The sequence below is a fragment of the Gallibacter intestinalis genome, assembly GCF_014982745.1.
GTDB classification, from domain to species: Bacteria; Bacillota; Clostridia; order Peptostreptococcales; family Anaerovoracaceae; genus Gallibacter; species Gallibacter intestinalis.
Genome location: NZ_JADCKA010000002.1, coordinates 93,455 through 117,928, shown reverse-complemented (window position 1 = coordinate 117,928; position 24,474 = coordinate 93,455). Strand labels below are relative to the sequence as shown.

19 protein-coding genes are annotated in these 24,474 nt (G+C 39.2%); 12 read left to right on the top strand and 7 right to left on the bottom strand.

Annotated features, from left to right (window positions below; all coding sequences use genetic code 11):
• Positions 1-11: 11 nt before the first annotated feature.
• From INF20_RS01970 to INF20_RS01955, 4 genes are all read left to right on the top strand, one after another.
• The gene (locus INF20_RS01970) at positions 12-314 is read left to right on the top strand and encodes a hypothetical protein (RefSeq protein WP_226384714.1); all 303 of its coding nucleotides are present in this window, start codon (positions 12-14) and stop codon (positions 312-314) included.
• Entirely contained in the window at positions 292-1,608 is a 1,317-nt protein-coding gene (locus tag INF20_RS01965; RefSeq protein WP_226384713.1) for an acetyl-CoA hydrolase/transferase family protein, read from the top strand. The genes INF20_RS01970 and INF20_RS01965 overlap by 23 nt, the downstream gene beginning before the upstream one ends.
• A gap of 38 nt (positions 1,609-1,646) precedes the next feature.
• Complete coding sequence (locus INF20_RS01960; protein ID WP_226384712.1) at positions 1,647-2,768, top strand: 4-hydroxybutyrate dehydrogenase; 1,122 nt, start codon at positions 1,647-1,649, stop codon at positions 2,766-2,768.
• 166 nt (positions 2,769-2,934) lie between these two features.
• Entirely contained in the window at positions 2,935-4,506 is a 1,572-nt protein-coding gene (locus INF20_RS01955; protein ID WP_226384711.1) for a sigma-54 interaction domain-containing protein, read from the top strand.
• Positions 4,507-4,575: 69 nt separating this feature from the next.
• Here the strand turns inward: INF20_RS01955 and INF20_RS01950 are convergent, their stop codons facing one another.
• The 5 genes from INF20_RS01950 to INF20_RS01930 form a co-directional block, all read right to left on the bottom strand.
• The gene (locus INF20_RS01950; protein WP_226384710.1) at positions 4,576-5,934 is read right to left on the bottom strand and encodes a PFL family protein; all 1,359 of its coding nucleotides are present in this window, start codon (positions 5,932-5,934) and stop codon (positions 4,576-4,578) included.
• Between the two features lie 18 nt (positions 5,935-5,952).
• The gene (locus INF20_RS01945; RefSeq protein WP_226384709.1) at positions 5,953-6,216 is read right to left on the bottom strand and encodes an ACT domain-containing protein; all 264 of its coding nucleotides are present in this window, start codon (positions 6,214-6,216) and stop codon (positions 5,953-5,955) included.
• A 78-nt stretch (positions 6,217-6,294) separates the two neighbouring features.
• Positions 6,295-7,317: an elongator complex protein 3 gene (locus INF20_RS01940; RefSeq protein WP_226384708.1), complete on the bottom strand. Its 1,023-nt coding sequence runs from the start codon at positions 7,315-7,317 to the stop codon at positions 6,295-6,297.
• Between the two features lie 19 nt (positions 7,318-7,336).
• On the bottom strand, positions 7,337-7,891 hold the full coding sequence (gene msrA, locus INF20_RS01935) for a peptide-methionine (S)-S-oxide reductase MsrA (RefSeq protein WP_226384707.1): 555 nt from the start codon (positions 7,889-7,891) through the stop codon (positions 7,337-7,339).
• A 3-nt stretch (positions 7,892-7,894) separates the two neighbouring features.
• Entirely contained in the window at positions 7,895-8,527 is a 633-nt protein-coding gene (locus INF20_RS01930; protein ID WP_226384706.1) for a DUF6873 family GME fold protein, read from the bottom strand.
• A gap of 86 nt (positions 8,528-8,613) precedes the next feature.
• Here INF20_RS01930 and INF20_RS01925 point away from each other — a divergent pair, with 86 nt between their 5' ends.
• Positions 8,614-9,273 carry a uracil-DNA glycosylase gene (locus INF20_RS01925; RefSeq protein WP_226384705.1) on the top strand — a complete coding sequence of 220 codons (660 nt, stop codon included), beginning with the start codon at positions 8,614-8,616 and terminating at the stop codon, positions 9,271-9,273.
• Positions 9,274-9,335: 62 nt separating this feature from the next.
• Here INF20_RS01925 and nhaC read toward each other — a convergent pair whose 3' ends face one another.
• Positions 9,336-10,853 (bottom strand): Na+/H+ antiporter NhaC, encoded by a 1,518-nt coding sequence (gene nhaC / locus INF20_RS01920; protein ID WP_226384704.1) that lies wholly within the window; start codon positions 10,851-10,853, stop codon positions 9,336-9,338.
• A 193-nt stretch (positions 10,854-11,046) separates the two neighbouring features.
• Here nhaC and INF20_RS01915 point away from each other — a divergent pair, with 193 nt between their 5' ends.
• The gene (locus INF20_RS01915) at positions 11,047-12,261 is read left to right on the top strand and encodes an MFS transporter (protein WP_226384703.1); all 1,215 of its coding nucleotides are present in this window, start codon (positions 11,047-11,049) and stop codon (positions 12,259-12,261) included.
• A 76-nt stretch (positions 12,262-12,337) separates the two neighbouring features.
• Here INF20_RS01915 and INF20_RS01910 read toward each other — a convergent pair whose 3' ends face one another.
• Complete coding sequence (locus INF20_RS01910; protein ID WP_226384702.1) at positions 12,338-13,477, bottom strand: class I SAM-dependent methyltransferase; 1,140 nt, start codon at positions 13,475-13,477, stop codon at positions 12,338-12,340.
• A 171-nt stretch (positions 13,478-13,648) separates the two neighbouring features.
• On the opposite strand from INF20_RS01910, the gene INF20_RS01905 reads away from it, so the two are divergent.
• The 6 genes from INF20_RS01905 to INF20_RS01880 all read left to right on the top strand — a co-directional run bounded on the left by INF20_RS01905 (position 13,649) and on the right by INF20_RS01880 (position 24,430).
• Positions 13,649-14,206: a peptidoglycan recognition protein family protein gene (locus tag INF20_RS01905; protein WP_226384701.1), complete on the top strand. Its 558-nt coding sequence runs from the start codon at positions 13,649-13,651 to the stop codon at positions 14,204-14,206.
• Positions 14,207-14,316: 110 nt separating this feature from the next.
• Complete coding sequence (typA, locus tag INF20_RS01900; RefSeq protein WP_226384700.1) at positions 14,317-16,191, top strand: translational GTPase TypA; 1,875 nt, start codon at positions 14,317-14,319, stop codon at positions 16,189-16,191.
• The gene (locus INF20_RS01895; RefSeq protein WP_226384699.1) at positions 16,184-16,447 is read left to right on the top strand and encodes a cysteine-rich small domain-containing protein; all 264 of its coding nucleotides are present in this window, start codon (positions 16,184-16,186) and stop codon (positions 16,445-16,447) included. Before typA ends, INF20_RS01895 begins: the two co-directional genes overlap by 8 nt.
• Positions 16,448-16,488: 41 nt before the next feature.
• The gene (locus INF20_RS01890; RefSeq protein WP_226384698.1) at positions 16,489-19,932 is read left to right on the top strand and encodes a pyruvate carboxylase; all 3,444 of its coding nucleotides are present in this window, start codon (positions 16,489-16,491) and stop codon (positions 19,930-19,932) included.
• 34 nt (positions 19,933-19,966) lie between these two features.
• The gene (locus tag INF20_RS01885; RefSeq protein WP_226384697.1) at positions 19,967-23,446 is read left to right on the top strand and encodes a DNA polymerase III subunit alpha; all 3,480 of its coding nucleotides are present in this window, start codon (positions 19,967-19,969) and stop codon (positions 23,444-23,446) included.
• Between the two features lie 21 nt (positions 23,447-23,467).
• The gene (locus INF20_RS01880; protein WP_264175457.1) at positions 23,468-24,430 is read left to right on the top strand and encodes an ATP-dependent 6-phosphofructokinase; all 963 of its coding nucleotides are present in this window, start codon (positions 23,468-23,470) and stop codon (positions 24,428-24,430) included.
• The last annotated feature ends 44 nt before the right edge of the window (positions 24,431-24,474 follow it).

The following is a 24,474-nucleotide window of genomic DNA, read 5'->3' as shown; positions in this document are numbered from 1 at the left end:
AGGTAATTACTATGACGGTAAAATGTGCTGTCAGATTTTGCGGAGGATGTAACCCGCGATATCACAGAGGAATGCTGTATCAAGAGATATCTGAGGAATGCGCCGGCATGTCCGGCGCAGATATCCTCTTTGAATATGCCAGAGAAGACGAACAATATGACATAATCCTTGTGATATGCGGCTGTCACAGCCGATGCGCTTCTTATATTCAGTATGATTTTAAGAAGGCGCTTATAATATCTGATTATGATCAGAAGGAGCATATATTATCTTCTCTTCTGGAGGTTAAAAATGAACTGGAAAAAGTATTATGAAGACAATCTCGTTTCAGCTATGGAGGCTGTAAATGAGATAAAATCAGGAGATGCGGTGGTATTTGCTCACGCTGCTGGAGAACCAAAGACTCTGGTGGACGCTATGGTTGCAAATGCTGCCAATTACAAAGATGTAACTGTTTCTCATATGGTTACAATGGGAGATGGTGCATACACAAGACCTAAATACAAGGACAACTTTACATTTAACGGATGGTTTTTAAGCGGTACCACAAGAAAGGCCGTTGAAACTGGAGATGCTGATTTTACACCTGTGTATTTCCATGAAGTACCTGATATGATCAGGAGGGGCTATTTTAAAGTTGATGTTGCATTGGTAACTGTTTCAAAGCCGGATGAGCACGGATATGTAAGTCTGGGAGTATCATGTGACTACACTTTGCAGGCAGTAAGATCTGCTAGAACAGTGCTTGCTGAGGTAAGTGACAAGTGCCCATATGTTTATGGACAGACTCTTATCCATGTAAGCGAAATAGACAAATTTGTAGAAACCTCAAGACCTTTATATGAGAGCGCCATCGCTCCTATAGGTGAAACTGAAGAGGCAATAGGTAAATATTGTGCACAGCTTATAGAAGATGGCTCAACATTGCAGCTTGGTATAGGAGCTATTCCTAATGCGGTTTTAGCTCAGCTTAAGGATAAAAAGAACTTGGGTATTCATTCGGAAATGATATCAGACGGTGTTCTTGAACTGGTTGAAGCCGGTGTAATCAACTGCAAGGAAAAGGCTTTGGACCCTGGTAAAATGGTCGTTACATTCCTTATGGGTACTCAAAAGCTGTATGATTTTGTAGATAAAAATCCGATGGTTGAGTTAAAGACCGTTGACTATGTTAACCATCCGATTGTTGTAGCGGAAAACTCAAAACTCGTATGCATCAATTCGGCACTTCAGGTGGATTTCCTTGGTCAGGTTGTGTCCGATAGCATTGGAACAAGACAGTTTTCTGGTGTAGGCGGTCAGGTAGACTTTATGAGGGGCGCTGCTATGGCAAAGGACGGAAAAGCAAAAGCCATTATAGCAATGCCTTCTGTAACTGTTAAAAAAGACGGAACAATGATTTCAAAGATAGTTCCTTTTATCGACGAAGGTGCGGCTGTAACCGCTACACGACATGACGCCGATTATATTATTACAGAATACGGTATTGCGCATCTTAAAGGTAAGACCTTAAAGGAAAGAGCAAGAGCCTTGGTTGAAATTGCTCATCCTAAGTTTAGAGAAGGACTTAAACGCCAATTTGAAACAAGATTTAATTGCGAATATTAGATTCTGTATAAAAAGCCTAAGGGCGGAAAGGAAACAAAATGTTAGCACTTAGAGTTGTACCACAGGTATTTTATTTTGACACATTTAAGGATTTTAATGAAGAATTTAAATTAACAGAAAGAGATATGATTTTGACAAATGAATGGCTCTATAAGCCTTTCATTGAACCGCTCAACACAGGAGCAAAGGTAATCTATCAGGAAAAATACGGAATGGGCGAGCCATCTGACCAGATGATAGATCAGATTTCTGCTGAAATGAAAAAATATGATTTCGATCGTCTTATTGCCATCGGTGGCGGAACTATTGTAGACATCTGCAAGGTTCTTTCCCTGGATGTTCCTGATGAATCTGTTAAATTATTCACAGGTGAAGTGCCACCGGTAAAGGAAAGAGAACTTATAGTTATACCTACTACATGCGGAACAGGTTCAGAGGTTACAAATGTTGCTATTGCAGAACTTAAATCTCTTAAAATAAAGAAAGGCTTAGCTGTGGAACAGACATACGCGGACTACGCAGTACTTATTCCGGAGAGTCTTTCAGGACTTCCTGACGGCGTATTTGCCACAAGCTCCATAGACGCTTTGATTCATGCAATCGAATCATATGTTTCACCTAAAGCATCGCCTTTCACTGAAATGTATTCCCTGAAGGCTATTGAAATGATAATGAATGGATATAAGGAAATAGCAGCTAAAGGAAATACAAAGGAAAGCAGAGCACCATTCCTTAAGGATTTTGCACTGGCATCTAACTATGCAGGAATCGCATTCGGTAATGCCGGCGTAGGTGCTGTACATGCACTTTCATATTCCATCGGTGGAGCGTTTCATGTACCTCACGGGGAAGCAAATTATCAGTTCTTCACAGAAGTATTTAAGATGTATATGAGAAAGGATCCTAACGGAAAGATTAGAGCCGCTAATAAGATTTTAGCAGACTGCCTGGGATGCAGTGAAGAAAACGTATACGAAGAGCTTGAAAAGCTCCTTGGTAAGCTCATTGCAAAGAAGCCGCTGAGAGAATACGGCATGACTGAAGCAAACATCGATGAGTTTACAGAATCGACAGTAAAGGAACAGCAGAGACTTCTCGTAAATAACTATGTATACCTCTCAGATGATGAAATAAGAGAAATTTTTGCTGCCCTTTATTAAATAACGATAATCATTTTATCTATATCTATCCTCCAATAATACATACATAAAATCGGCCGACTAAAAAATCGGCCGATTTGAATTATTGGACTATTCAAAAATGGAAAAATATTGTATACTCTAATCAGAAATCGTTAAATAAATAACAATATGGGGAGGTAATGGTATGAGCGTAGACAACAAAGCAGTCTGCGGTTGTATTATTACAGATGTTTCGGGTAATGTCATATTTGCTAACGAAATAATAAAGCAGCTTTCCGGAATGGGTAAAATAGACCACATTGACAGTGTAAAGGAACTTCTTGAAAGCAATAATCCTGTGTGCATAAAGACTCAGGAACATCGTATTTACTGGATAAACGATAATGAAAATGATTTCATATCAAAAACCCTCGAATCTTCCTTTGACGAAATATTTATATGCGATAAGCACGGAAGGGCAATATACTGCAATAAAACCTTTGAAAAGCATTACGGTATCACATGCAGTGAAATGATGGGAAAATATATATGGGAATTTGTAGATGACGGTGTTGTTGATAGAACATTGCTTAGAGATGTTATAGAGCAGAAAGTTCCAATGACATATGAACAGACTACAAGAGTCGGTAAGACAATTTTAAACACTACAACTCCTGTATTAGATGAAAACGATGAAATTCTCTTTATAGTTGAAAACTGCCGCGATATAACGGAAATAAATAAGCTCAAACAAGATCTTTATGACACATCAAAAAAGCTGATGAACGCACAAAAAAATCTCGATATGAGATATGGAGATAATTATAAGGAAGATATTGAGTTTACCAGCGCAAAGATGCAAGAAGTAAACAATCTTGTGGATAATATGGCAAAAAAGGATGTGACAATGCTTGTTTTGGGGAAATCTGGAACTGGCAAGAGCATGCTTGCTAAACGGATTCACGCCATGAGCAATCGCTCTGAAAAACCTTTTATATCCATAAACTGTTCAACGATACCGGAAAATCTCATGGAGTCAGAGCTGTTTGGATATGAAAAGGGCGCATTTACAGGAGCTTCGGACAAGGGTAAAAAGGGCCTTGTAGAAAATGCCGACGGCGGTACATTGTTTTTAGATGAAATAGGTGAAATTCCAATGAGTGTGCAGGCAAAGCTCCTTGAATTTATACAGGAAAAAACCTTCGTTCCTGTGGGAGGTACCCGCTCAAAGAAAATTGATGTCAGAATTATAGCTGCTACAAATCAAAATCTTCCGGATATGATCGAAAAAAAGCTGTTCAGAGAGGATTTGTATTATCGCCTTTCTGTGATTACAGTTAATATACCTTCTCTTTCTGAGAGACCTGAGGACATCAGTTTATTGCTTGACCATTATATGGAATACTTTAACTGTAAACACAGCGTCAATGTTAATATGACTGAAGCAGCAAGAAGAAGTCTTGAAAGGTATTCATATCCCGGCAATATAAGGGAACTTGAGCATCTTGTGGAATTTCTTATACTTAACAGCGAGAAGGGAAAAATACAGCTTTCTGATCTTCCTACCAATGTTTTGGACCATAATGACCTTAAGAGCATAATAAACGACGATATGAGCAATGAGAATTTAACTCTTAAAGAAATGCTAAGTCTAGAAGAGGGAAGAATAGTAAGAAGAGCATACCAAAACTACGGAAGCTCCTACAAGGTGGCAGAAAAATTGGGAATATCCCAGTCAACAGCCCATAGACTTATTAACAAATACTGTAAGCAGTAAGAAAATGAAATAAAAAAGACAGTGCAATTATAGATATCTTTTGCACTGTCTAATATTTTTTAATGATGTTTAGTTTTTAAGGCTCTGTATAGGAGCAGGTATTCTTCCGCCTCTGTTAATCATCTTTGCAGGGGATTTTGTATTCACCTTCATTACAGGACCGTATCCAAGAAGTCCACCGAAGTTTAACTCTTCTCCATCCTTAAGACCGATGGCAGGAATGATTCTTACTGCAGTAGTCTTGGAGTTAACCATGCCGATGGCTGCTTCATCAGCAATTATAGCTGAAAGCACCTCAGGAGTAGTGTCTCCAGGTACGATAATCATATCAAGACCTACGGAGCATACTGCTGTCATAGCCTCAAGCTTTTCGATGATAAGAGATCCTGAACGGGCACCGGCAATCATACCAGCATCTTCGGATACCGGAATAAAAGCTCCGGAAAGTCCGCCGACAGTAGATGAAGCCATAACGCCACCTTTTTTAACTGCATCGTTGAGCATTGCAAGGGCAGCAGTAGTGCCTGCGGCACCGACTTCTTCAAGTCCTATTTCCTCTAAGATATGGGCTACAGAGTCGCCTATGGCAGGGGTAGGAGCCAATGAGAGGTCTATGATACCGAAAGGTACACCAAGGGCCTTTGAAGCCTCTTCTCCGACAAGCTGACCCATTCTAGTAATCTTAAATGCAGTTTTCTTAATTGTATCAGCAACCTTCTGAAGGTCATCTGTATCATCCATTTTTTCTAAAGCTGCTCTTACAACACCTGGACCTGAAACTCCGACATTTATAACGCAGTCAGGTTCACCAGGACCGTGGAATGCACCGGCCATAAACGGATTATCCTCAGGAGCATTACAGAATACCACCAGTTTAGCAGCACCGATACACTGTCTGTCCTTGGTGATTTCGGATGATTCCTTGATAACGCGTCCCATTATCTTTACAGCATCCATATTTATACCGGCCTTTGTACTGCCGACATTTACGGAAGAACATACGAATTCAGTTTCAGAAAGGGCTCTAGGAATTGATTCCATAAGCTCCTTATCTCCTGCGCTGAAGCCTTTCTGTACAAGAGCAGAATATCCGCCGATGAAGTTAACACCGACTGTTTTAGCAGCTCTGTCAAGGGTCTTTGCATATTTAACAGGATCTCCGCCGCTCACTCCTACAAGCATTGCAATAGGTGTTACGGAAATTCTCTTGTTTACAATAGGAATACCGTATTTCTTTTCAATATCCTCACCGGTTTTAACAAGATTTCCTGCAAGTCTGCAAATTTTTTCATATATCTTTTCACAGGATTTATCGATATCCGAATCGGCACAGTCCAGAAGGGAAATGCCCATGGTGATTGTTCTGATATCAAGGTTTTCATCCTGTATCATTTTTATGGTTTCTAGAATATCGCTTGTATTCAGCATTTTTTACCTCCGTTGTGTTTAAATTCTGTGCATGGAATTGAAGATATCTTCATGCATTACATGGATTTCCATACCTTCCACATTTTCCTGCAGATCCTTTTTAAGCTCATCTATTGAGAGCTTGGATTCGGATATATCTACAAGCATAATCATGGCGAAGAAATCCTGAAGCACCGATTGAGTTACTTCAATAATATTAACATTAGCTTTTGCAAGCTCGGCACTTGTGGATGCCAGGATACCAACTGTGTCTTTTCCGATCACTGTTACTACTGCTTTCATATGTCTTTACCTCCGTTAATTTTCAACAATTTCACTAAATTAAATAATATCATATATACGACTTCTTTACAATGAATATCATACTGTTTTCGTAAGAGCATAATGACCGTCTGCAATGGTTTCGTCCATTTCGTATGAAATATTTATGTTTGGGAACTTTTCCTCAAAGTATTTCTTGTTTATACCTTTATGGCCAATCATATTTGAAAAAGACTTAGGACTGGCCGAAAAGGTAATACTGTTTGTGTTTTCAGGCAGTTTTTCAATCTCTTTAAGCATATCTTCCTTAGCTATTTGCCCTTCAACGAGCTGCCTGAAAGCAGGGTGATAGTTTCCACCAAGGTCACTGCTATTTGTTACAAGATCTGTGCTTTTAAGGCCTACACGCATTACTTTTATTCCTGCATCGGTAAGTATTCGGTACATGTCCTTACAGGTGTCTACCGCTTCATCCTCGCTGATGCCATTATATGTGCCGTTTCGGTACATTTCGGCAAGCTGTGTATCCTCGAGTATTACAGTAGGATACAGTCGCGCCAAGGAAGGGGATAGGGCTGCAGCTTTTTGGGCGCTGATAACTGACTTTTCTTTAGTATCTCCAGGAAGTCCTATCATAAGCTGTATTCCCAAAGTGAAACCTTCATCCTTTATCAATTTGCATGCTTTATATACATCATCAATTGTGTGACCGCGTTTTGAAAGCAACAGAACTTCCTCATCAAAGGATTGGACTCCAAGCTCAATAACATCTACATGATGCTTCTTAAGATTTGCAAGTATTTCATTGTCAATATAATCTGGCCTTGTGGAAAGATGTATTTTATCAATAAGTCCTTTCTGCTTGTATTCGTCTGCTATCTTTAAATATGCTGTCTGCTGGTCTATTGGAATCCCGGTAAAACTACCACCAAAGAAAGCAACTTCGATTTCATCAAGACCTCTGTCTGAAAGTGTGGAAAGATAGGTCTCGATTATGCTTCTTACATCATCTGCAGATACCGGTTTGCTTCTTGCGGTTATTATCTTTTGATTGCAAAAGACACAGTCATTTGGACATCCATGATGGGGAATAAATATCGGTATAATTGCGTGTTTTTTCATTGGTTATTTAGTCCTTTAGCTATATTTCTATTTTAAGTATTTCCCTTGCAGGTTTGTTGTATTCTTCGGGGCGTATGTTAAATTTGGCGATTTCAGACATTCTAACAGGGTTTATATGACAATAACCACGGGGATTTTTATCAAGATACTTCTGATGATAATCCTCGGCGGTATAATAGTTTTTAAGGGGTTTAATTTCTACGATAAATTGGTCATAGGACGCTTTTTCAATTTCACTGATGCGGCGCACAGTTTCCTCGGTTTTATCATCGGTATAATAAATGCCAACCTGATATTGAGACCCCTTATCAGGTCCCTGCCTGTTCGGTATTGTGGGGTCAATAACCGAATAGTAGGCGAATAATAAAGCCTCTAATGATGTTTGGCTTTCGTCATAGACCACCTTAACCGTTTCGCGGAAGCCTGTACCGCCGTAACAGACTTTTTCGTAGTTGGGAACTATGTCAGAAAGTCCGTTTGCATAGCCGCATTCTGTTGTTATAACTCCGGGAAGGGAAGCAAAAAGCTTTTCAATTCCCCAAAAGCATCCGCCTGCAAAATATATATCCTTCATTTTTTAATCTCCTATAATAACAGAGCCTATATCTGTTAAAGATGTTCCTTTAAACCACAGACATTTTAAGCCTCTGTTTTCAATATAATCTTTTATTTTTATAAAATCGGGATGCTTACTTAAATCTCCGTTAAAAAAGACTGTATCATTAAGCTTTCCGCTGCAGCCACCGATAAAGCCTGTATTAAAGCCCGGAAGGATTATATTTCCTTCGGATATGAGCAATACATCCATAATGCCCTCACAGGACGAGGCAATTCCTTTATCAGATGTAATAATAGAGTTTTCGTCAACTGTTACAATATTACATTTTGAATAACCTTGCTTTACATTTATTAAAATAAGGCCTTCATTTTCTGCTTTTTTAAGAAGGTCACTATCAGTGTATTTTAAATTGTGAATAAAGTATTTTCCTGTACATGCAGCGTTATACCTAATGTCTGAAGGATAGACTTCAGAAAGTTTATCAGTATCACCTTGATAAATCTCATTTTTTAAACGGCATAACTGTATGTCAGGATGATCCTTTATAGCGTCATGGACGTGGTCGCAATGGGTAAATACAATCTCACAATCATTAGATTTGAGATATTTCAATAATTGTTCAGTTGCATTTTTTGATATATACGCTTTCATAGAAAATATTGTACACTTGAGACATTTAAAAATCAAATGACACAGTTTGATGACTGATGTATAATTTTGTGCAGGAGGAAATATAAATGGTAAATTTGGGAAACGACTGGGATCAAGTTTTAAATGGGGAGTTTGAAAAGAATTATTATCTAAAGCTTAGAGAATTTCTTAAATGTGAATATGCTGCCCATACGGTTTATCCGGATATGCACGATATATTTAATGCTCTTAAATATACACCTTACGAGGATGTTAAGGTGGTTATACTAGGCCAGGATCCATATCATGAGCCGGGACAAGCCCATGGACTGGCGTTTTCAGTGCAAAAAGGTGTAAGAATTCCACCTTCTCTGGTTAATATATATAAGGAGCTTAACGAAGATTTAGGTGTTACAATTCCAAGCCACGGATGTTTAACTCAATGGGCTGAAAGAGGAGTTCTTCTTCTCAATACTGTACTTACTGTAAGAAGAGGGGAAGCTAACAGTCATAGAAATAAGGGATGGGAAAGATTCACCGACACTGTAATAGAAAAGCTCAATGAAAGGGAAAAGGGCATTGTATTTATATTGTGGGGCTCAAATGCTAGAAGCAAAAAATGTCTCATAACAAATCCTTCTCACCATGTTATTGAAAGCGTGCATCCAAGTCCACTGTCTGCTCACAGAGGCTTTTTTGGTGGAAAGTATTTTTCCAAAGCCAATTCATTTTTAGAGGAGCCTATTGACTGGAGCATTGATGAATAAAAAGGATAAAATAAATTAAAAATCCGGAGATCACTTCTCCGGATTTTATATGGTCTAATTTATTATACTAACTCTCCAGCATCGGCTTTTTTCTGTTCTTCAGGTGTCATCTTGGTACATGTAATTCCAAGGAATGCCATTACAAGACTTACAATAGGCATCAAGTAGTTAAATACAGCCCACGGAGCATATACGCCTGCTGAAACACCTAGGGTGGCTAAAATGTATAATCCGCATGTATTCCACGGTATCAGCGGTGATGTAACGGTACCGGCAGCTTCAAGGGCATTGGAAAGGGATTTTGGATGAATTCCAGCCTTTCTAAATGATTCTGCATACATTCTGCCCGGAACGAGTATGGAAATGTACTGTTCAGGCATGGTAGCGTTAGAAACAACACAGGTTGCTTCTGTAGCTGCAATGAGTCCAGGACCGCTTTTAACAAAGCCTGTAATCTTATTTACTATAACCTCAAGCTGATGGGTAAATTCCATAATGCCTCCAAACATCATGGCTATAAGCGTCATTAAGATTGATGAAGCCATGTTCATAAGACCGCCCGATGAAAGAAGCTCATTTAATGCAGGTATATCTGTATTGCACAGATATCCGTTTCGTGCAACGTCTAAAATATCACCGAAGTTTGCGCCTACATGGGTCATAACGGTTTCTCCGGCATCGTTAACTGCAAATATTCCTAGCTCGCTTTGAAAAATCGGAGCAAGCACTGCGCCTACGATAGCGCCAAGTGTTATTCCCGGTATAGCAGGAACTTTTAAAGCTATAGCCAGTATAACGACAACAGGTGGGAGCAGCAGTATAGGATTTATGTTAAAGGTTGACTGCAATCCATCCATAAGGGCAGCTGCCTGAGATGTATCTACATCATTACTGGAGGCATGCATAAATCCGTAAACTCCGAAAAATATAAGAGATATCACATAACACACTATTGTTGAAGAAAACATGTATTTTACATGGGTAAATACATCTGTTCCGGCCATGGCAGGAGCGAGGTTCGTAGTATCTGAAAGAGGAGAAAGCTTATCTCCAAAGTAAGCTCCTGCTAAAATAGCTCCCACTGTAGGACCTATTGGCATATCCATACCTTGAGCTATTCCTATAAGAGCAACACCCATAGTACCCATTGTACCCCAAGAAGTACCTGTGGCTAGTGAAGTGATTGAGCATATAAGTATTGTTGCTATAAGAAATACCGAAGGTGACAAAAGCTTAAGACCGTAATATATCATTGTTGGTATAGTACCTGAAAGCAGCCATACACCAATCATCATACCTACAATGGATAATATAAGAATCGCCTGCATGGCTCTTGATATGCCCTTAATCATCATATCTTCAATCTGTGACCATTTATAACCAAGTCGCAGAGAAACCAAAGCGGCAATTATTACACCTATAAACATCGGAATATGAGGGTCAACCTCGAATATAACAATACCTATAGACATAATCACAATCAGCGAAAGAAAGGATACCATCGCTTCCCAGAAATGGGGCATACGAGGTTCTCTTTCATCAGTTGCCTGTGAAGGTTTAAAACTCAAGTTAAATTTCATTGCTAGCATTCTCCTTAATTAAGAACTGTTAAAATCATATTAAAAATAATCTATCATAAAAAATGAGATTTTTCAATTGATATAAACATGTCCGCTATGGTAAAATTAGAAAGTATTGTATCGAATTAGATACAATAGAGTCATTAAAAAAGGTTTTATACAGACTATACATTTATATTACGGAGGTTTATTTATGGAAAACAAACGTTGGCTTTACGCGGGCGTGGGTACAATCATAATGCTGTTTGCAGGATTGATTTACGCATGGAGCGTACTTGCTTCGCCTATTTCGGCGTTCTTTACTGACTGGACACAGTCACAGATTTCTCTAACATTTACAATCTGTATGTCATTTTTCTGCATCGGCGGACTTTGCGGCGGACTTCTTGCAAAGAAAGTCAATGTAAAGATGAACATGATTCTCAGCGGAATCTTTTTATGTGCAGGCTTCTTGATTTCTTCAAGAACTGACAGTTTAGCAATGCTTTACATCGGTTACGGTATACTTGCAGGATTTGGTTCCGGCTTTGTTTACAACGGAATAATGAGCTGCCTTAACAAGTGGTTTGCTGATAAGCCTGGTCTTATTTCAGGTATTCTGCTGATGGGATTTGGATTCGGAAGTTTTATCATCGGTAAGGTTTATCAGGCCTTTACACCATCAGGTGAGGGAATTGATGCTTGGAGAAATTCATTCTTTATCTTCGGTATAATTCTTATAGTTGTTATGGTTTTAGGAGCTCTAATTATTAAGGCTCCTGGCGCTGACTACAAGGCACCGGCTCCTGTGAAAAAGGAATCCAAGGCTAAGAAGGAAGAGGGTATAGACATTGGTCCTGGACAGATGCTTAAGAGAGCTTCTTTCTGGCTTTATATCGTATGGGCTACAACTCTTTCTGCTGCAGGTCTTATACTTATTTCTCAGGCCAGCGGAGTAGTTGCTGAAATCAATCCACAAGCTTCAGCAAGTACAGTTGCTACAGTTGTAGGACTTATATCTATACTTAACGGCATCGGACGTGTTATCTGCGGAGCACTCTTTGACATAATCGGCAGAAGAGCGACAATGTTCCTCTTTGACATTATTTTCTTTGTTGCAGTAGGACTTTTGATCTTTGCGCTTACTTCACACAGCTTTATAATGATTATAATTGCATTCTGTGTCAGCGGCTTTGCATACGGCGGAGTTACTCCTACAAACTCAGCTTTTGCCAGCGGATTTTACGGTACAACTCATTATCCGGTAAACTATCCTATAATTAACTTAAATCTTTTGATAGCTTCCTTCGGAAGTACAATTGCAGGTGCACTTTATGATGCAAGCGGCTCTTACATGAGCACATTTATGCTTATGCTTGGAACTGTAATCGTTGCAACTGTTGCATCTATATTTATCAGAAGACCATAGGAATCAGATTAGTATAAAAATAATATGAATTTAAAAGGACATCATGTTGCTTTAACGCAACCTGATGTCCTTTACTTTATTTTAGATTATCGATACAAGGCTTTAAATTAAATTCCTTTTTCATTCGTTCATACTCATCTTGAGCCTTTTGCATTTTAGCAGTGGTCTTTTTATCATTTTTCACGGCTTTTATCATAATGTTTTTGGAGGTGTGTTCAAGGCTAGTAAATTCTATCATTGAAACATCATAACCTTTGGATTCAAGCTTAAGGCCTCTTAAACCGTCAGTAATAAGCTCTGTGAATTTGTCCTTTATAATTCCGTGCTTTAGCATAGGATCGAGAGTTTTGTTTTTAACCTGTTTAAAAAGTTCGTGTTGGCAGCATGGAACAGAAAGTATCAGTTTGCTGTTCCAGTTTACTGCGTTAATCAATGCGTAATCGGTTGCAGTATCACAGGCATGAAGGGTAACAACCATATCGCATCCGCTGTCTTTGTAATCGGCAATATCGCCAAGTTCAAATTTTAATTCATCGTAATTTAACTCATTTGATATATTGTTACAAAGGTCAATAACATTCTTTTTTAAATCAAGTCCTGTTATTTGAACCTTTCTGCCTTTTAAAATTTTAAAATAATAGTAAAGTGCAAAGGTGAGGTAGGATTTACCGCAGCCGAAATCTATAATTTTAAGTGTTTTGCTGCTATCAAATATATCTACGCTGTCATCAACGATTTCAAGAAACCGGTTAATCTGTCTGAACTTGCTGTAATGCTTTGGAAAAACCTTTCCGGACTCATCCATAACTCCCAATTTTATCAGAAAGTCGCAAGGTTTTCCTTCGGAAATTAGATATTGCTTTTCTTTATTATGAGTAAGCACTTCACGTGTCATAGAAGGCTTCTTTTTAGTTATTCTCGGAGAAGCAGGCTTATTGGCCAGAATTTGAATATCATTTTCCGTAGTAAATATATTTACCTGTTTAAAGTCAGAATTCACGCTGTCAAAAGTGAAGTCTGCAGCTTCAAAAGAACTCATATTTATATGGGTTACCTTGTTTACAAAATGAAGCTCTGCCTGATACATCATTCCAGTGCCGATAATCACAGGCCTTATAACTATTCGTTTAACCTCCTGACTTTTTCTTCGAGGTGCGCTGAGAACCAGCTTTACAAGTATATCATTATCAAATATATCCTTTAACAGATCAATCATTGGATTTCCTTTCTGTATGATATTATGCGTCTTTATGTGTTCTGTGGGTATAAGTATAACATAATTGTAATAACGATTGTGGTGCTTATATGGTAAAATAATAATATGGGCAGACATGACAGAAGAAAAAATAAGATACATCGCAAAAGAATGCGAAAAAAGACATTTGTAATGGCAGTAGTACTTATAGTTGTTCTTGCCTTTGGATATATGAAATTTTATCATCAGAGCACAGTGACTCAAGATGAAATTCCAAGTTGGGTAACTCAGGATTTAATTTATGAGGCAGATCCTTCTCAAAGAAATCTAAGAAGGGTAAACGACATTGTAATACATTACACAGCAAATCCGAGCTCTACAGCAAAGGCAAATAGAGACTACTTTGCTCAGGATACAACTCAAGTTAATTCTCATTTTGTTGTGGGCCTTGATGGGGAAATCATACAATGTGTGCCACTATATATGCAGTCTGTGGCATCTAACACGAGAAATGACGATACGATTAGCATAGAGGTATGCCATCCGGATAGCACTGGTGAATTTACTTTGACTTCATACAACTCAACTGTAAGGCTTACTGCTTGGCTTTGTGATACCTTTGGCATTTCAAGGACAAATGTAATCAGGCATGGGGATATAACCGGTAAGAAATGTCCGAAATATTTTATGGAAAACCCAGATGCATGGGAAGAATTTAAAATGTACGTAAAAAAATACAATTTTCAGTAAAATGAGTATTTTTTACCATTTCCGTATATGATAGCGGCGCTATTTATGGTATAATCATCGTTGTGTAACAACGATATATATATGTAAGAAAGAGGTAAACGCATACTTAGATGAGCAGACAAAAGATAATTAACATAGCAGTTATAGCCCACGTAGACGCAGGTAAATCCACCTTAGTAGACGCATTTCTTAATCAGAGCGGTGTATTCCGTGATAACGAAGAGGTTGTTGAATGCGTTATGGACAGCGATGATATAGAGCGTGAAAGGGGTATAACAATATATTCAAAGAATTGTTCGGTGATGCATGACGATGTTAAAATAAACATTGTTGACACGCCGGGACACGCTGATTTTAGTTCAGAAGTTGAGAGAATAATTAAAACCGTTGACACGGTAATACTACTTGTGGATAGCAGCGAAGGTCCAATGCCTCAGACAAGATTTGTGCTTCAGAAATCCCTTGAGCAGGGTTTAAATCCTATACTTTTAATAAACAAGATAGACAAAAAGGATGCCCGCATAGATGAAGTGGTTGATGAGGTGTATGAGCTGTTTATGGATCTTGAAGCGAATGATAAGCAGCTGGATTTTCCGATTCTTTACGGTATCGCAAGACAGGGGATAGTAGTTTACGACCCTGAAGATGTTAAGGACGTTAAAGTAGAGGAAAACGGTCATAAGATAAATAAAAATACCGGAGGAGAGGACGGTAGAAATATAAAGCCTCTCTTTGATACGATAATTAAACACTGTGAACCATATCCTGATTTAAGGGATGAGCCGCTTCAGCTGCAGATTTCTTCCCTTGCATATGATGACTATATCGGAAGGCTTGGAATAGGCAGAATTACTCAGGGAACTCTTAAAGAAGGACAGACGGTAGGCGTTGCCAGAGGTAACGACAGCCTAACTCAGAAAAAGATAAATCAGGTCTTTGTATACAGAGGTCTAAAAAGGATGCCTGTTAAAGAGGCAGAATGTGGAGATATCGTAGTTATCTCCGGTATATCCGATATTTCCATAGGTGAAACGGTTACGGATATGAATAATCCGCAGCCTATGGATATGATTCACATAGAAGAGCCTACACTTTCCATGAACTTTATGGTTAACAATTCACCATTTGCTGGAAGAGTGGGAAAATATGTAACCACAAGAAATATCAAGGAAAGACTTGAAAAAGAGCTGGAAGTCAATGTTGGACTCAAGGTTGAGGAAACGGATTCTACAGACAGCTTCAAGGTTTCAGGTAGAGGAGAATTGCATCTTTCAATTCTTATTGAAAATATGAGGAGAGAAGGCTACGAATTGGCAGTATCGAAGCCTGAGGTAATCATGAAAAAAGGTCCAAATGGCGAAAAGCTTGAGCCTGTGGAAGAGGTTATTATTTCCGTTCCAGATGAGTATTCTGGAAGTGTAATCTCTAAGCTCAATGTCAGAAAAGGCATGATGACACAGATGACTAGCGAAAATGGTTATACTCATCTGGAATATATGGTACCTACAAGAGGGCTTTTGGGTTATAGATCCGAGTTTATAAATGACACCAGAGGCGAAGGCACCATGGTAAGACATTTCAGCGACTTCGAACCTTATAAAGGTGAGATTCCTCAGAGAACCAACGGCGTTGGTATAGCACAGGAGCAGGGAGTTGCAACACCTTATGCTCTTGCTAATATAAGCGAAAGAGTTAAGCTCTTCATAGAGCCGGGAACGGAAGTCTATGAGGGAATGATAATAGGAATGAACTCAAGAAGTGATGATATGGTAGTCAATCCGTGCAAGGCTAAAAAGGCTACAAATATGAGAGCCGCCGGTAATGACGAAGCTGTTAAACTGGCTCCACCTACAGTATTTACATTAGAAGAAGCACTGGAGTTCATAAACAGCGATGAGCTTGTAGAGGTTGTTCCTGACGATATAAGATTGAGAAAAAAATATCTTAAAGAGCTTGACAGAAGAAGGAACAGAAACAATGGATAACTGTTTCAAATTTTATAAAAATACGGATTGCGAGTATTTCCCTTGTCATGCTACTGATGATGAGGAAAACTTCAACTGTATGTTTTGCTACTGTCCACTTTATCCTTTGGGCAGTAAATGCGGCGGTGATTTTGGGTATCTTGATGACGGTACAAAGGATTGTAGTAACTGTTTGTTACCTCACCGTCCAGAAGGTTTTGATTATATCATGTCCAAATGGGATATGATTAATAATATAGCGAAAAACAACAGATAACAGTAAAAGTTATATCGTAAGTTTTTATGAAAGGAAAAGAAATGAGCGACATTAAAAAATTCAAGCGTATCCTTGTTGCGAACAGAGGCGAAATCGCCATAAGGATATTCCGTGCCTGCAAGGAGATGGGCATCAGATCCGTTGCCATTTATTCTGAAGAGGATAGAAACACTCTTTTTAGAACAAAGGCTGACGAATCATACCAGATTGGTAAGGGCAAATCCCCTGTAGACGCGTATCTTGCCATCGACGAAATCATTGAGCTGGCTAAGGCTAAAGGTATCGACGCTATCCATCCAGGCTATGGTCTTCTTTCAGAAAACCAGGAATTTGCTAAGGCCTGTGAAGATGCGGGTATAGAATTTATCGGACCTACCAGCGAAATGATGGGTAGAGTAGGTGACAAGATTCAGTCAAAGATTGTTGCCAAGGAAGCAGGAGTTCCTATTATTCCTGGTGTAGAAAAAGCAATTCAGTCCGAAGAGGAAGCTTTGGAAATCGCAAAAATGTGCGGATTTCCTGTAATGCTTAAAGCTGCAGCCGGCGGCGGCGGCAGAGGCATGAGAATTGTAAGAAAAGAAGAAGACCTAGTACAGGAATTCATCAGCGCAAAGAGTGAAGCAAAAAAAGCCTTCGGTATTGACGATGTCTTCATTGAAAAATATGTAGAAAGACCTAAGCATATCGAAGTACAGGTTCTGGGAGACAAATACGGTAACCTTGTTCATCTCTATGAAAGAGACTGCTCTGTACAGAGAAGACATCAGAAGGTAATCGAATTTACACCAGCTCTTTCCATTACAGATGAGCAGAGACAGAAAATTTGTGCCGATGCTCTTAAAATTGCCGGTGCTGTAAACTACAGAAGTGCCGGAACAGTTGAATTCCTTGTTGATAAAGACGGAAATCATTACTTCATCGAAATGAATCCGAGAATTCAGGTAGAACATACAGTTACCGAAATGGTAACAGGTATAGATATTGTTCAGTCTCAGATTCTTATTGCTGAAGGATATTCCCTTGATAGCGATAAAATCGACATTAAGAGTCAGGATGATATTAAAGTAAACGGACATGCAATCCAGTGCCGTATTACAACTGAAGACCCTGTTAACGGCTTTGCCCCTGATACAGGTGTTATTGAAGAATACAAGAGCCCTGCAGGCTTCGGTATCAGACTTGATGGTGGAAACGGATTTACAGGTGCCGTAATTTCTCCATATTATGACAGCTTACTTGTTAAGATTACTGCTTTCGCAAGAACATGGGAAGGTGCTGTAAGAAAGGCGGCAAGAGCACTTACAGAAACACATATTAAGGGTGTTAAGACAAACATTGCATTCTTGATAAATGTACTCAGAAACCCTGAATTCCAGTACGGAAAATGCGATACTACATTCATCGCAAATCATCCTGAACTGTTTAACATCCAGGTGGGTACAGATAAGCAGCTTAAGGTTCTTAACTACCTGGGAGAACAGTTTGTAAACGGTAACAAGGGTATCAAGCCTGAATTTGACATTCCTGTATTCCCTAAAATCAAGCATAGCGAAATCGAAAAACTTAAGGGTACAAAGCAGATACTTGATGAAAAGGGACCTAAGGGACTTGCTGACTGGGTAATGAACCAGAAAGAACTTCTCTTTACAGATACAACTCTCAGAGATGCTCAGCAGTCACTGATGGCAACAAGAGTAAGAACTGTGGATATGGAAAAGATTGCTCCTGCCATCGCTAAATACGAAAAGGACCTGTTCTCACTGGAAATGTGGGGCGGAGCAACATTTGATACTGCATACAGATTCCTTAAGGAAGACCCATGGGAAAGACTGGCTACACTCAGATATCATATTCCTAACGTACTTTTCCAGATGCTTATCAGAGGAGCAAATGCCGTAGGTTATAAGAACTATCCAGACAATGTAATCAGAAGATTTGTTAAGGAAAGTGCAGCCTCCGGAATCGATGTATTCAGAATATTTGACTCTCTGAACTGGATTGAAGGTATGGAAGTTGCCCTTGATGAAGTTCTCAATCAGGGTAAGGTAGCAGAAGCATGCCTCTGCTACACAGGAGATATTCTTGATGACAGCAGAGAAAAGTATAATCTTAAATACTATGTAGAAATGGCTAAGGAGCTGGAAAGAAGAGGCACACACATGATCGGCATTAAGGATATGTCTGGTCTGTGCAAACCTATGGCAGCTAAGAAGCTTATTACAGCTCTTAAGAATGAAGTAAGCGTGCCAATCCACTTCCATACTCACGACACAACAGGTAACGGTGTTGCAGCTATTCTGATGGCAGCAACAGCAGGTGTTGACGTAGTGGATGCAGCTATTTCCTCCATGTCCGGTCTGACTTCTCAGCCAAACCTTAACTCCGTTGTTGCGGCAGTTGAAAATACAGATAGAGAATCAAAGATCAAGACAGAGGAAATCCAGGATATTGCAAACTACTGGACAGCAGTAAGACCTGTATATCATCAGTTCGAATCCGACTTTATGGCTTCCACAACTGAAATATACACATACGAAATTCCTGGCGGACAGTACTCCAACCTGAAGGCTCAGGTAGAAAGCTTCGGTCTTGGACATAAGCTTAAGGAAGTTAAGGAAATGTATAAGGCTGTTAACAAAATGCTTGGTGATATAGTTAAGGTAACACCTTCCTCAAAGGCAGTTGGAGACATGGCTATCTTTATGGTACAGAACGGTCTGACTCCTGAAAATATCATGGAAAAGGGAGCAAATCTGGATTATCCTGACTCAATAGTTTCCTTCTTTGAAGGTATGATGGGTCAGCCTAAGGGTGGATTCCCTAAGGAACTGCAGAAGATAGTTCTTAAGGATAAAGAGCCTATCACATGCAGACCTGGTGAACTGCTTGAACCTGAAGATTTCGACGCTATCAAAAAGCATCTTGTTGAAGATCTGGGCGTTGAAGGAACAGAAAAAGAACTTCTGGCATACGCTATGTATCCAAAGGTATACGAAGACTATGTTGCAGCAGTTAACAGTGGAGATACATTCAGATACATGGGCTCTGATATCTTCTTCCATGGTCTGTCCGAAGGTGAAACTTGCGAGGTTAAAATTGCAGAAGGTAAGGTTCTTGTTATTAGCCTTGTAGATGCAAGCAAGACAGACGAAGAAGGATACAAGTATGTAACATTTGAAGTTAACGGCACAAGAAGTGCAGTAAGAATCCACGATAAAGATGGTTCTGCTGCAATAGCAGGTAATGTAATCGCTTATGCCGATGAAAACGATCCTGCAGAAATCGGTGCTCCAATTCCTGGAAACATTCTCAGAATCCTTGTAGAAGAAGGTGACGAGGTTGAAGAACAGCAGCCGATTGCCGTTATAGAAGCCATGAAGATGGAAACTAATATTCTGGCTTCCATGGCAGGTAAGGTATCCAAGATCTGCGTTAAAGAAGGACAGCAGGTTAAGGCTAACGAGCTTGTAGCTACAATCGAGTAAAAACTAGTTTAAGAATTTAAAGAAGGTATTGCATATGGCATTTACACATTTGCATGTACATACTGAATATAGCCTTCTTGACGGAGCAGCCAGATTGAAAGATCTGGTTGCTTCCGCTAAGGAGCTTGGGATGAATTCCCTTGCAATTACTGACCACGGCGTTATGTTTGGCGTCGTGGATTTTTGGCGTGAGTGCAAAAAACAGGGAATTAAACCGATAATAGGCTGCGAAGTATATATGGCAGCTAGAACAAGACATGACAAGGATCCTGCCCTTGATAAAAAGCAGGCACATCTTATACTTCTTGCAAAGAATAATATCGGATATCACAATCTCGTAAAGATTGTTAGTAGAGGGTTTACAGAAGGATATTATTATAAACCAAGAGTTGATAAGGAAGTTTTAAGAGAATTTAGTGAAGGTATCATATGTCTTTCTGCCTGCCTTGCAGGGGATATACAGCAGCATCTTTTACGCGGAGATTATGAGGGCGCTAAGGATGAAGCGCTGGAATATCTTGATATTTTCGGAGAGGGCAATTATTATCTTGAGCTTCAAGACCAGGGACTTGAAGAAGAAGCTCGTATATATTCCGATATGTTAAGACTCAGCGAAGAAACAGGAATACCGCTGGTTGCAACAAATGATGTTCATTATGTAAAAAGAGAGGATGCAAAGGCCCATGAAGTGCTTTTGTGCATACAAACAGCTACCAGTATTTCTGACGAAAACAGGATGCGCTTTCCCAATGACCAGTTTTATCTCAAAAGTGAAGATGAAATGAGAAAAATCTTTGCTGCTTGTCCTCAGGCAATTGACAATACTCAGGTAATTGCCGATCAGTGCGATGTTGAATTTGAATTTGGCACTTTACATCTTCCTGAATTCGTAGCCCCTGATGGTAAGGACAATAAATCATATCTGAGAGAACTGTGTGAAAAAGGCCTTTCAGAAAGATACCCAAATGGCGGATCCGAATTAAAGGAAAGACTTGATTATGAGCTTTCCATAATAGAACAAATGGGATATGTGGAATACTTTCTCATTGTTTGGGATTTTATTAACTATGCTAGGGAGCAGGGAATTGTTGTTGGACCGGGAAGAGGTTCTGCTGCTGGCAGCATAGTTGCATACACATTGCATATAACGGATATTGATCCGATTAAATACAATCTGATTTTTGAAAGATTTTTAAATCCAGAAAGAGTCAGCATGCCTGATATCGATATAGACTTCTGTTATGAGAGAAGACAGGAAGTTATTGATTATGTTATTTCTAAGTACGGTGCCGATAAGGTTGCTCAGATTATCACCTTTGGTACTCTGAAGGCCAAAGCAGTTGTAAGAGATGTGGGAAGAGCTCTTGATGTAAGTTATGCTGAAACAGATGCCATAGCTAAGGCAATTCCATTTGATCTTAAAATGACCATTGAAAAAGCACTGGAAGTCAGTCCTGAGCTTAAGGAAATGTATGAGTCCAGTGAAACGGTAAGAAAGGTCATTGATACCTCAAAGGCACTTGAAGGCATGCCAAGACATGCATCAACCCATGCAGCAGGTGTAGTTATTTCAAAAAAGGCGATAGATGAATATGTGCCTTTATATCTTGCTGATAAGGGCATATCAACTCAGTTCCCGATGACAACAATTGAGGAGCTGGGTCTGCTTAAAATGGACTTTCTCGGTCTTAGAAACCTAACGGTTATTAGAGATGCCCTTGATCTAATTGAAAGAGAACATGGTGTTAGGATTAATTTTTCAAAGATGGAATATGATGACCCTGCAGTATATGAGCTTATATCTAGCGGTAATACTCAGGGAATATTTCAGCTGGAATCTGCGGGAATGACCCAGTTTATGAAAAATCTTAAGCCTAACTGCTTTGAGGATATTGTAGCGGGAATTGCCCTTTATAGACCGGGTCCAATGGCTTCAATTCCATCATATATCGAAAACAAAAAAAATCCGGACAAGATACAGTATCTCCATCCGCTTCTTGAACCTATTTTGTCCGTTACATACGGCTGCCTTATTTATCAGGAACAGGTTATGCAGATAGTAAGAGACCTGGCAGGATATACATATGGCAGAAGCGATATTTTAAGGCGTGCCATGGGTAAAAAGAAAATGGATGTCATGCTGGCGGAAAAGGAGATATTTATTAAAGGCTGTGCTGAAAAGGGAATCTCAAAGGAAATCGCTGAACAGATATTCAATCAGATGGTTACATTTGCTGAATACGCCTTTAATAAATCCCATGCAGCTGCATATGCAGTTATAGGCTATGAGACTGGATATCTTAAGGCTCATTACGCCACTGAATTTATGGCAGCGCTTATGACCAGTGTAATGAATGACGGCCATCAGATTGCTAAATATATAAGAAACTGCCATGAGATGGGCATAGAGGTATTGCCACCTGACGTTAACGAAAGCGAAAAAAAATTCACTGTTAAAGACGGTAAAATTCGCTACGGCCTTATGGGAATAAAAAATGTCGGTGAAAGCGTAATTGATTCCATAATTGAGACTAGAAATGAGAAAGGTAAAGCCAAGGATATATTCGAATTTATATCTAACCAGGATATCCATAAGATAAATAAAAAAGCTATTGAATCTCTCATTAAAGCAGGAGCCTTTGATTCGATGAATTCAAACAGAGCACAGTACCTGTCTGTTTATGAGGAACTTATCGAATCAGCTCAAAAGGAATCAAAAAAGAATATCGATGGTCAGATGTCTCTCTTTGATCTTAATACTGAGGAAATGGAAGCTGCCGATATAACAATGAGTTTGCCTGATGTTGTTCCTTTTTCTAAGGAAGTTATAAATGCCCTTGAAAAGGAAATGATGGGTGTTTATATTACAGGTCATCCTCTAGAGGACTACGAGGAAAAAATTGAGAAAATCACCTCGGTCAATTCCGATCTTCTTCAAAAGAGTCAGCAGGAGATTTCCGAAGGCCTTACAAGCGAAATAAGAGATGGACAGAAGGTTGTAGTTGCAGGTCTTGTAAGCGGCAGAAAGACACTCCTCACTAAAAAGAATCAGATGATGTGCTTCCTGGATTTGGAGGATTTGTACGGTATGATGGAGGTTATAGTATTTCCTAACACATACGAAAGATATCAGCCTTTAACCATGGAGGACAATATTGTAGTTATTAGCGGTACTTTAAATTTTAAAGAAGATGAGCCACCTAAGATATTGGCTGATTCCATTTCGGCGATATCTGATTATGAGTCTTCAAAACAGCAAATGACAACAGATAACAAAAAAAGGTCAGGCTCACTAATTAAAATTAGACTTGGAAATGAACTGACAGAAAAAGAAGATATGGATATGATTGTTCAGCTTTTACAAAAATACAGCGGCAATACACCGGTTATAATATATACACCGGATGGGAAGGCTATGAAAGCACCGCAAAATATGTGGGTGGACGAAAACAGCCCAATATTACAAGAGGCTGCTGATATAGTCGGCAAAACCAATGTAAAAATTCAAAGCTGAAAATAGCAGGGAGATTATCATATGATAAAGAGAATATGCGTGCTTACCAGCGGAGGAGATGCTCCAGGAATGAATGCGGCCATTAGAGCTGTTACCCGTAAGGGTATAAGAACAGGCATGGAAGTATACGGTATAGGACATGGGTACAAAGGTCTTATTGAGGGTGATATAAGACTTATGAATATTGCCCATGTTGGAGATATAATCCACAGAGGAGGAACTGTTCTTAAAACGGCACGATGTGAAGAATTCAAAACTGATAAAGGTATTGATAAGGCTGTAGAAAATATTAATAAAGCAAAACTGGACTCCATTATAGCCATCGGTGGTGACGGTACCTTAAAGGGAGCCTTAGAACTTGTTAAAAGAGGGATAAATGTTCAGTTTATCCCTGCTACGATTGATAACGATTTAGGCTATTGTGCGTATTCCATAGGTTTTGATACTGCTGTAAACACTGTAGTAAATGCTGCAAATGGAATAAGAGAAACCGGTATGTCCCATGATAAAACAACAATCATAGAGGTTATGGGGCGTAATTGTGGAGATATTGCTCTTATGTCCGGTCTTGCTGGAGGAGCTGATGCTGTGCTGATTCCGGAAGTGAAATCCGATATTGCCAAAATAATAGATAAAATTAAAGAAGGCATCAGTCGTCAGAAAAAGAACAGTATCATAATTAGAGCAGAAGGCGCTGATATTTCGACCGAAGAACTTACAGAAGAAATTAAAATGGGAATCGGTGAAGACGTGCGTACAGTCATCCTTGGATACCTTCAGAGAGGCGGCTCTCCGACAGCTTTAGACAGAAACATGGCAACCCTTATGGGCTCCGAGGCTGTCAGACTTATATCAGAAGATAAACCTAGTACAGCAATTGGCTTTGACGGTCAAAAGGTAACTTTAGTTGATCTTAAAATAGCCGACAATATTGAAAATAAAGTTCGTGCTGATTTACTAGAACTTGTAATGACATTAGCATAAATAAAAAAGCAGCTGATTTAATAATTCAGTTGCTTTTTTATCGG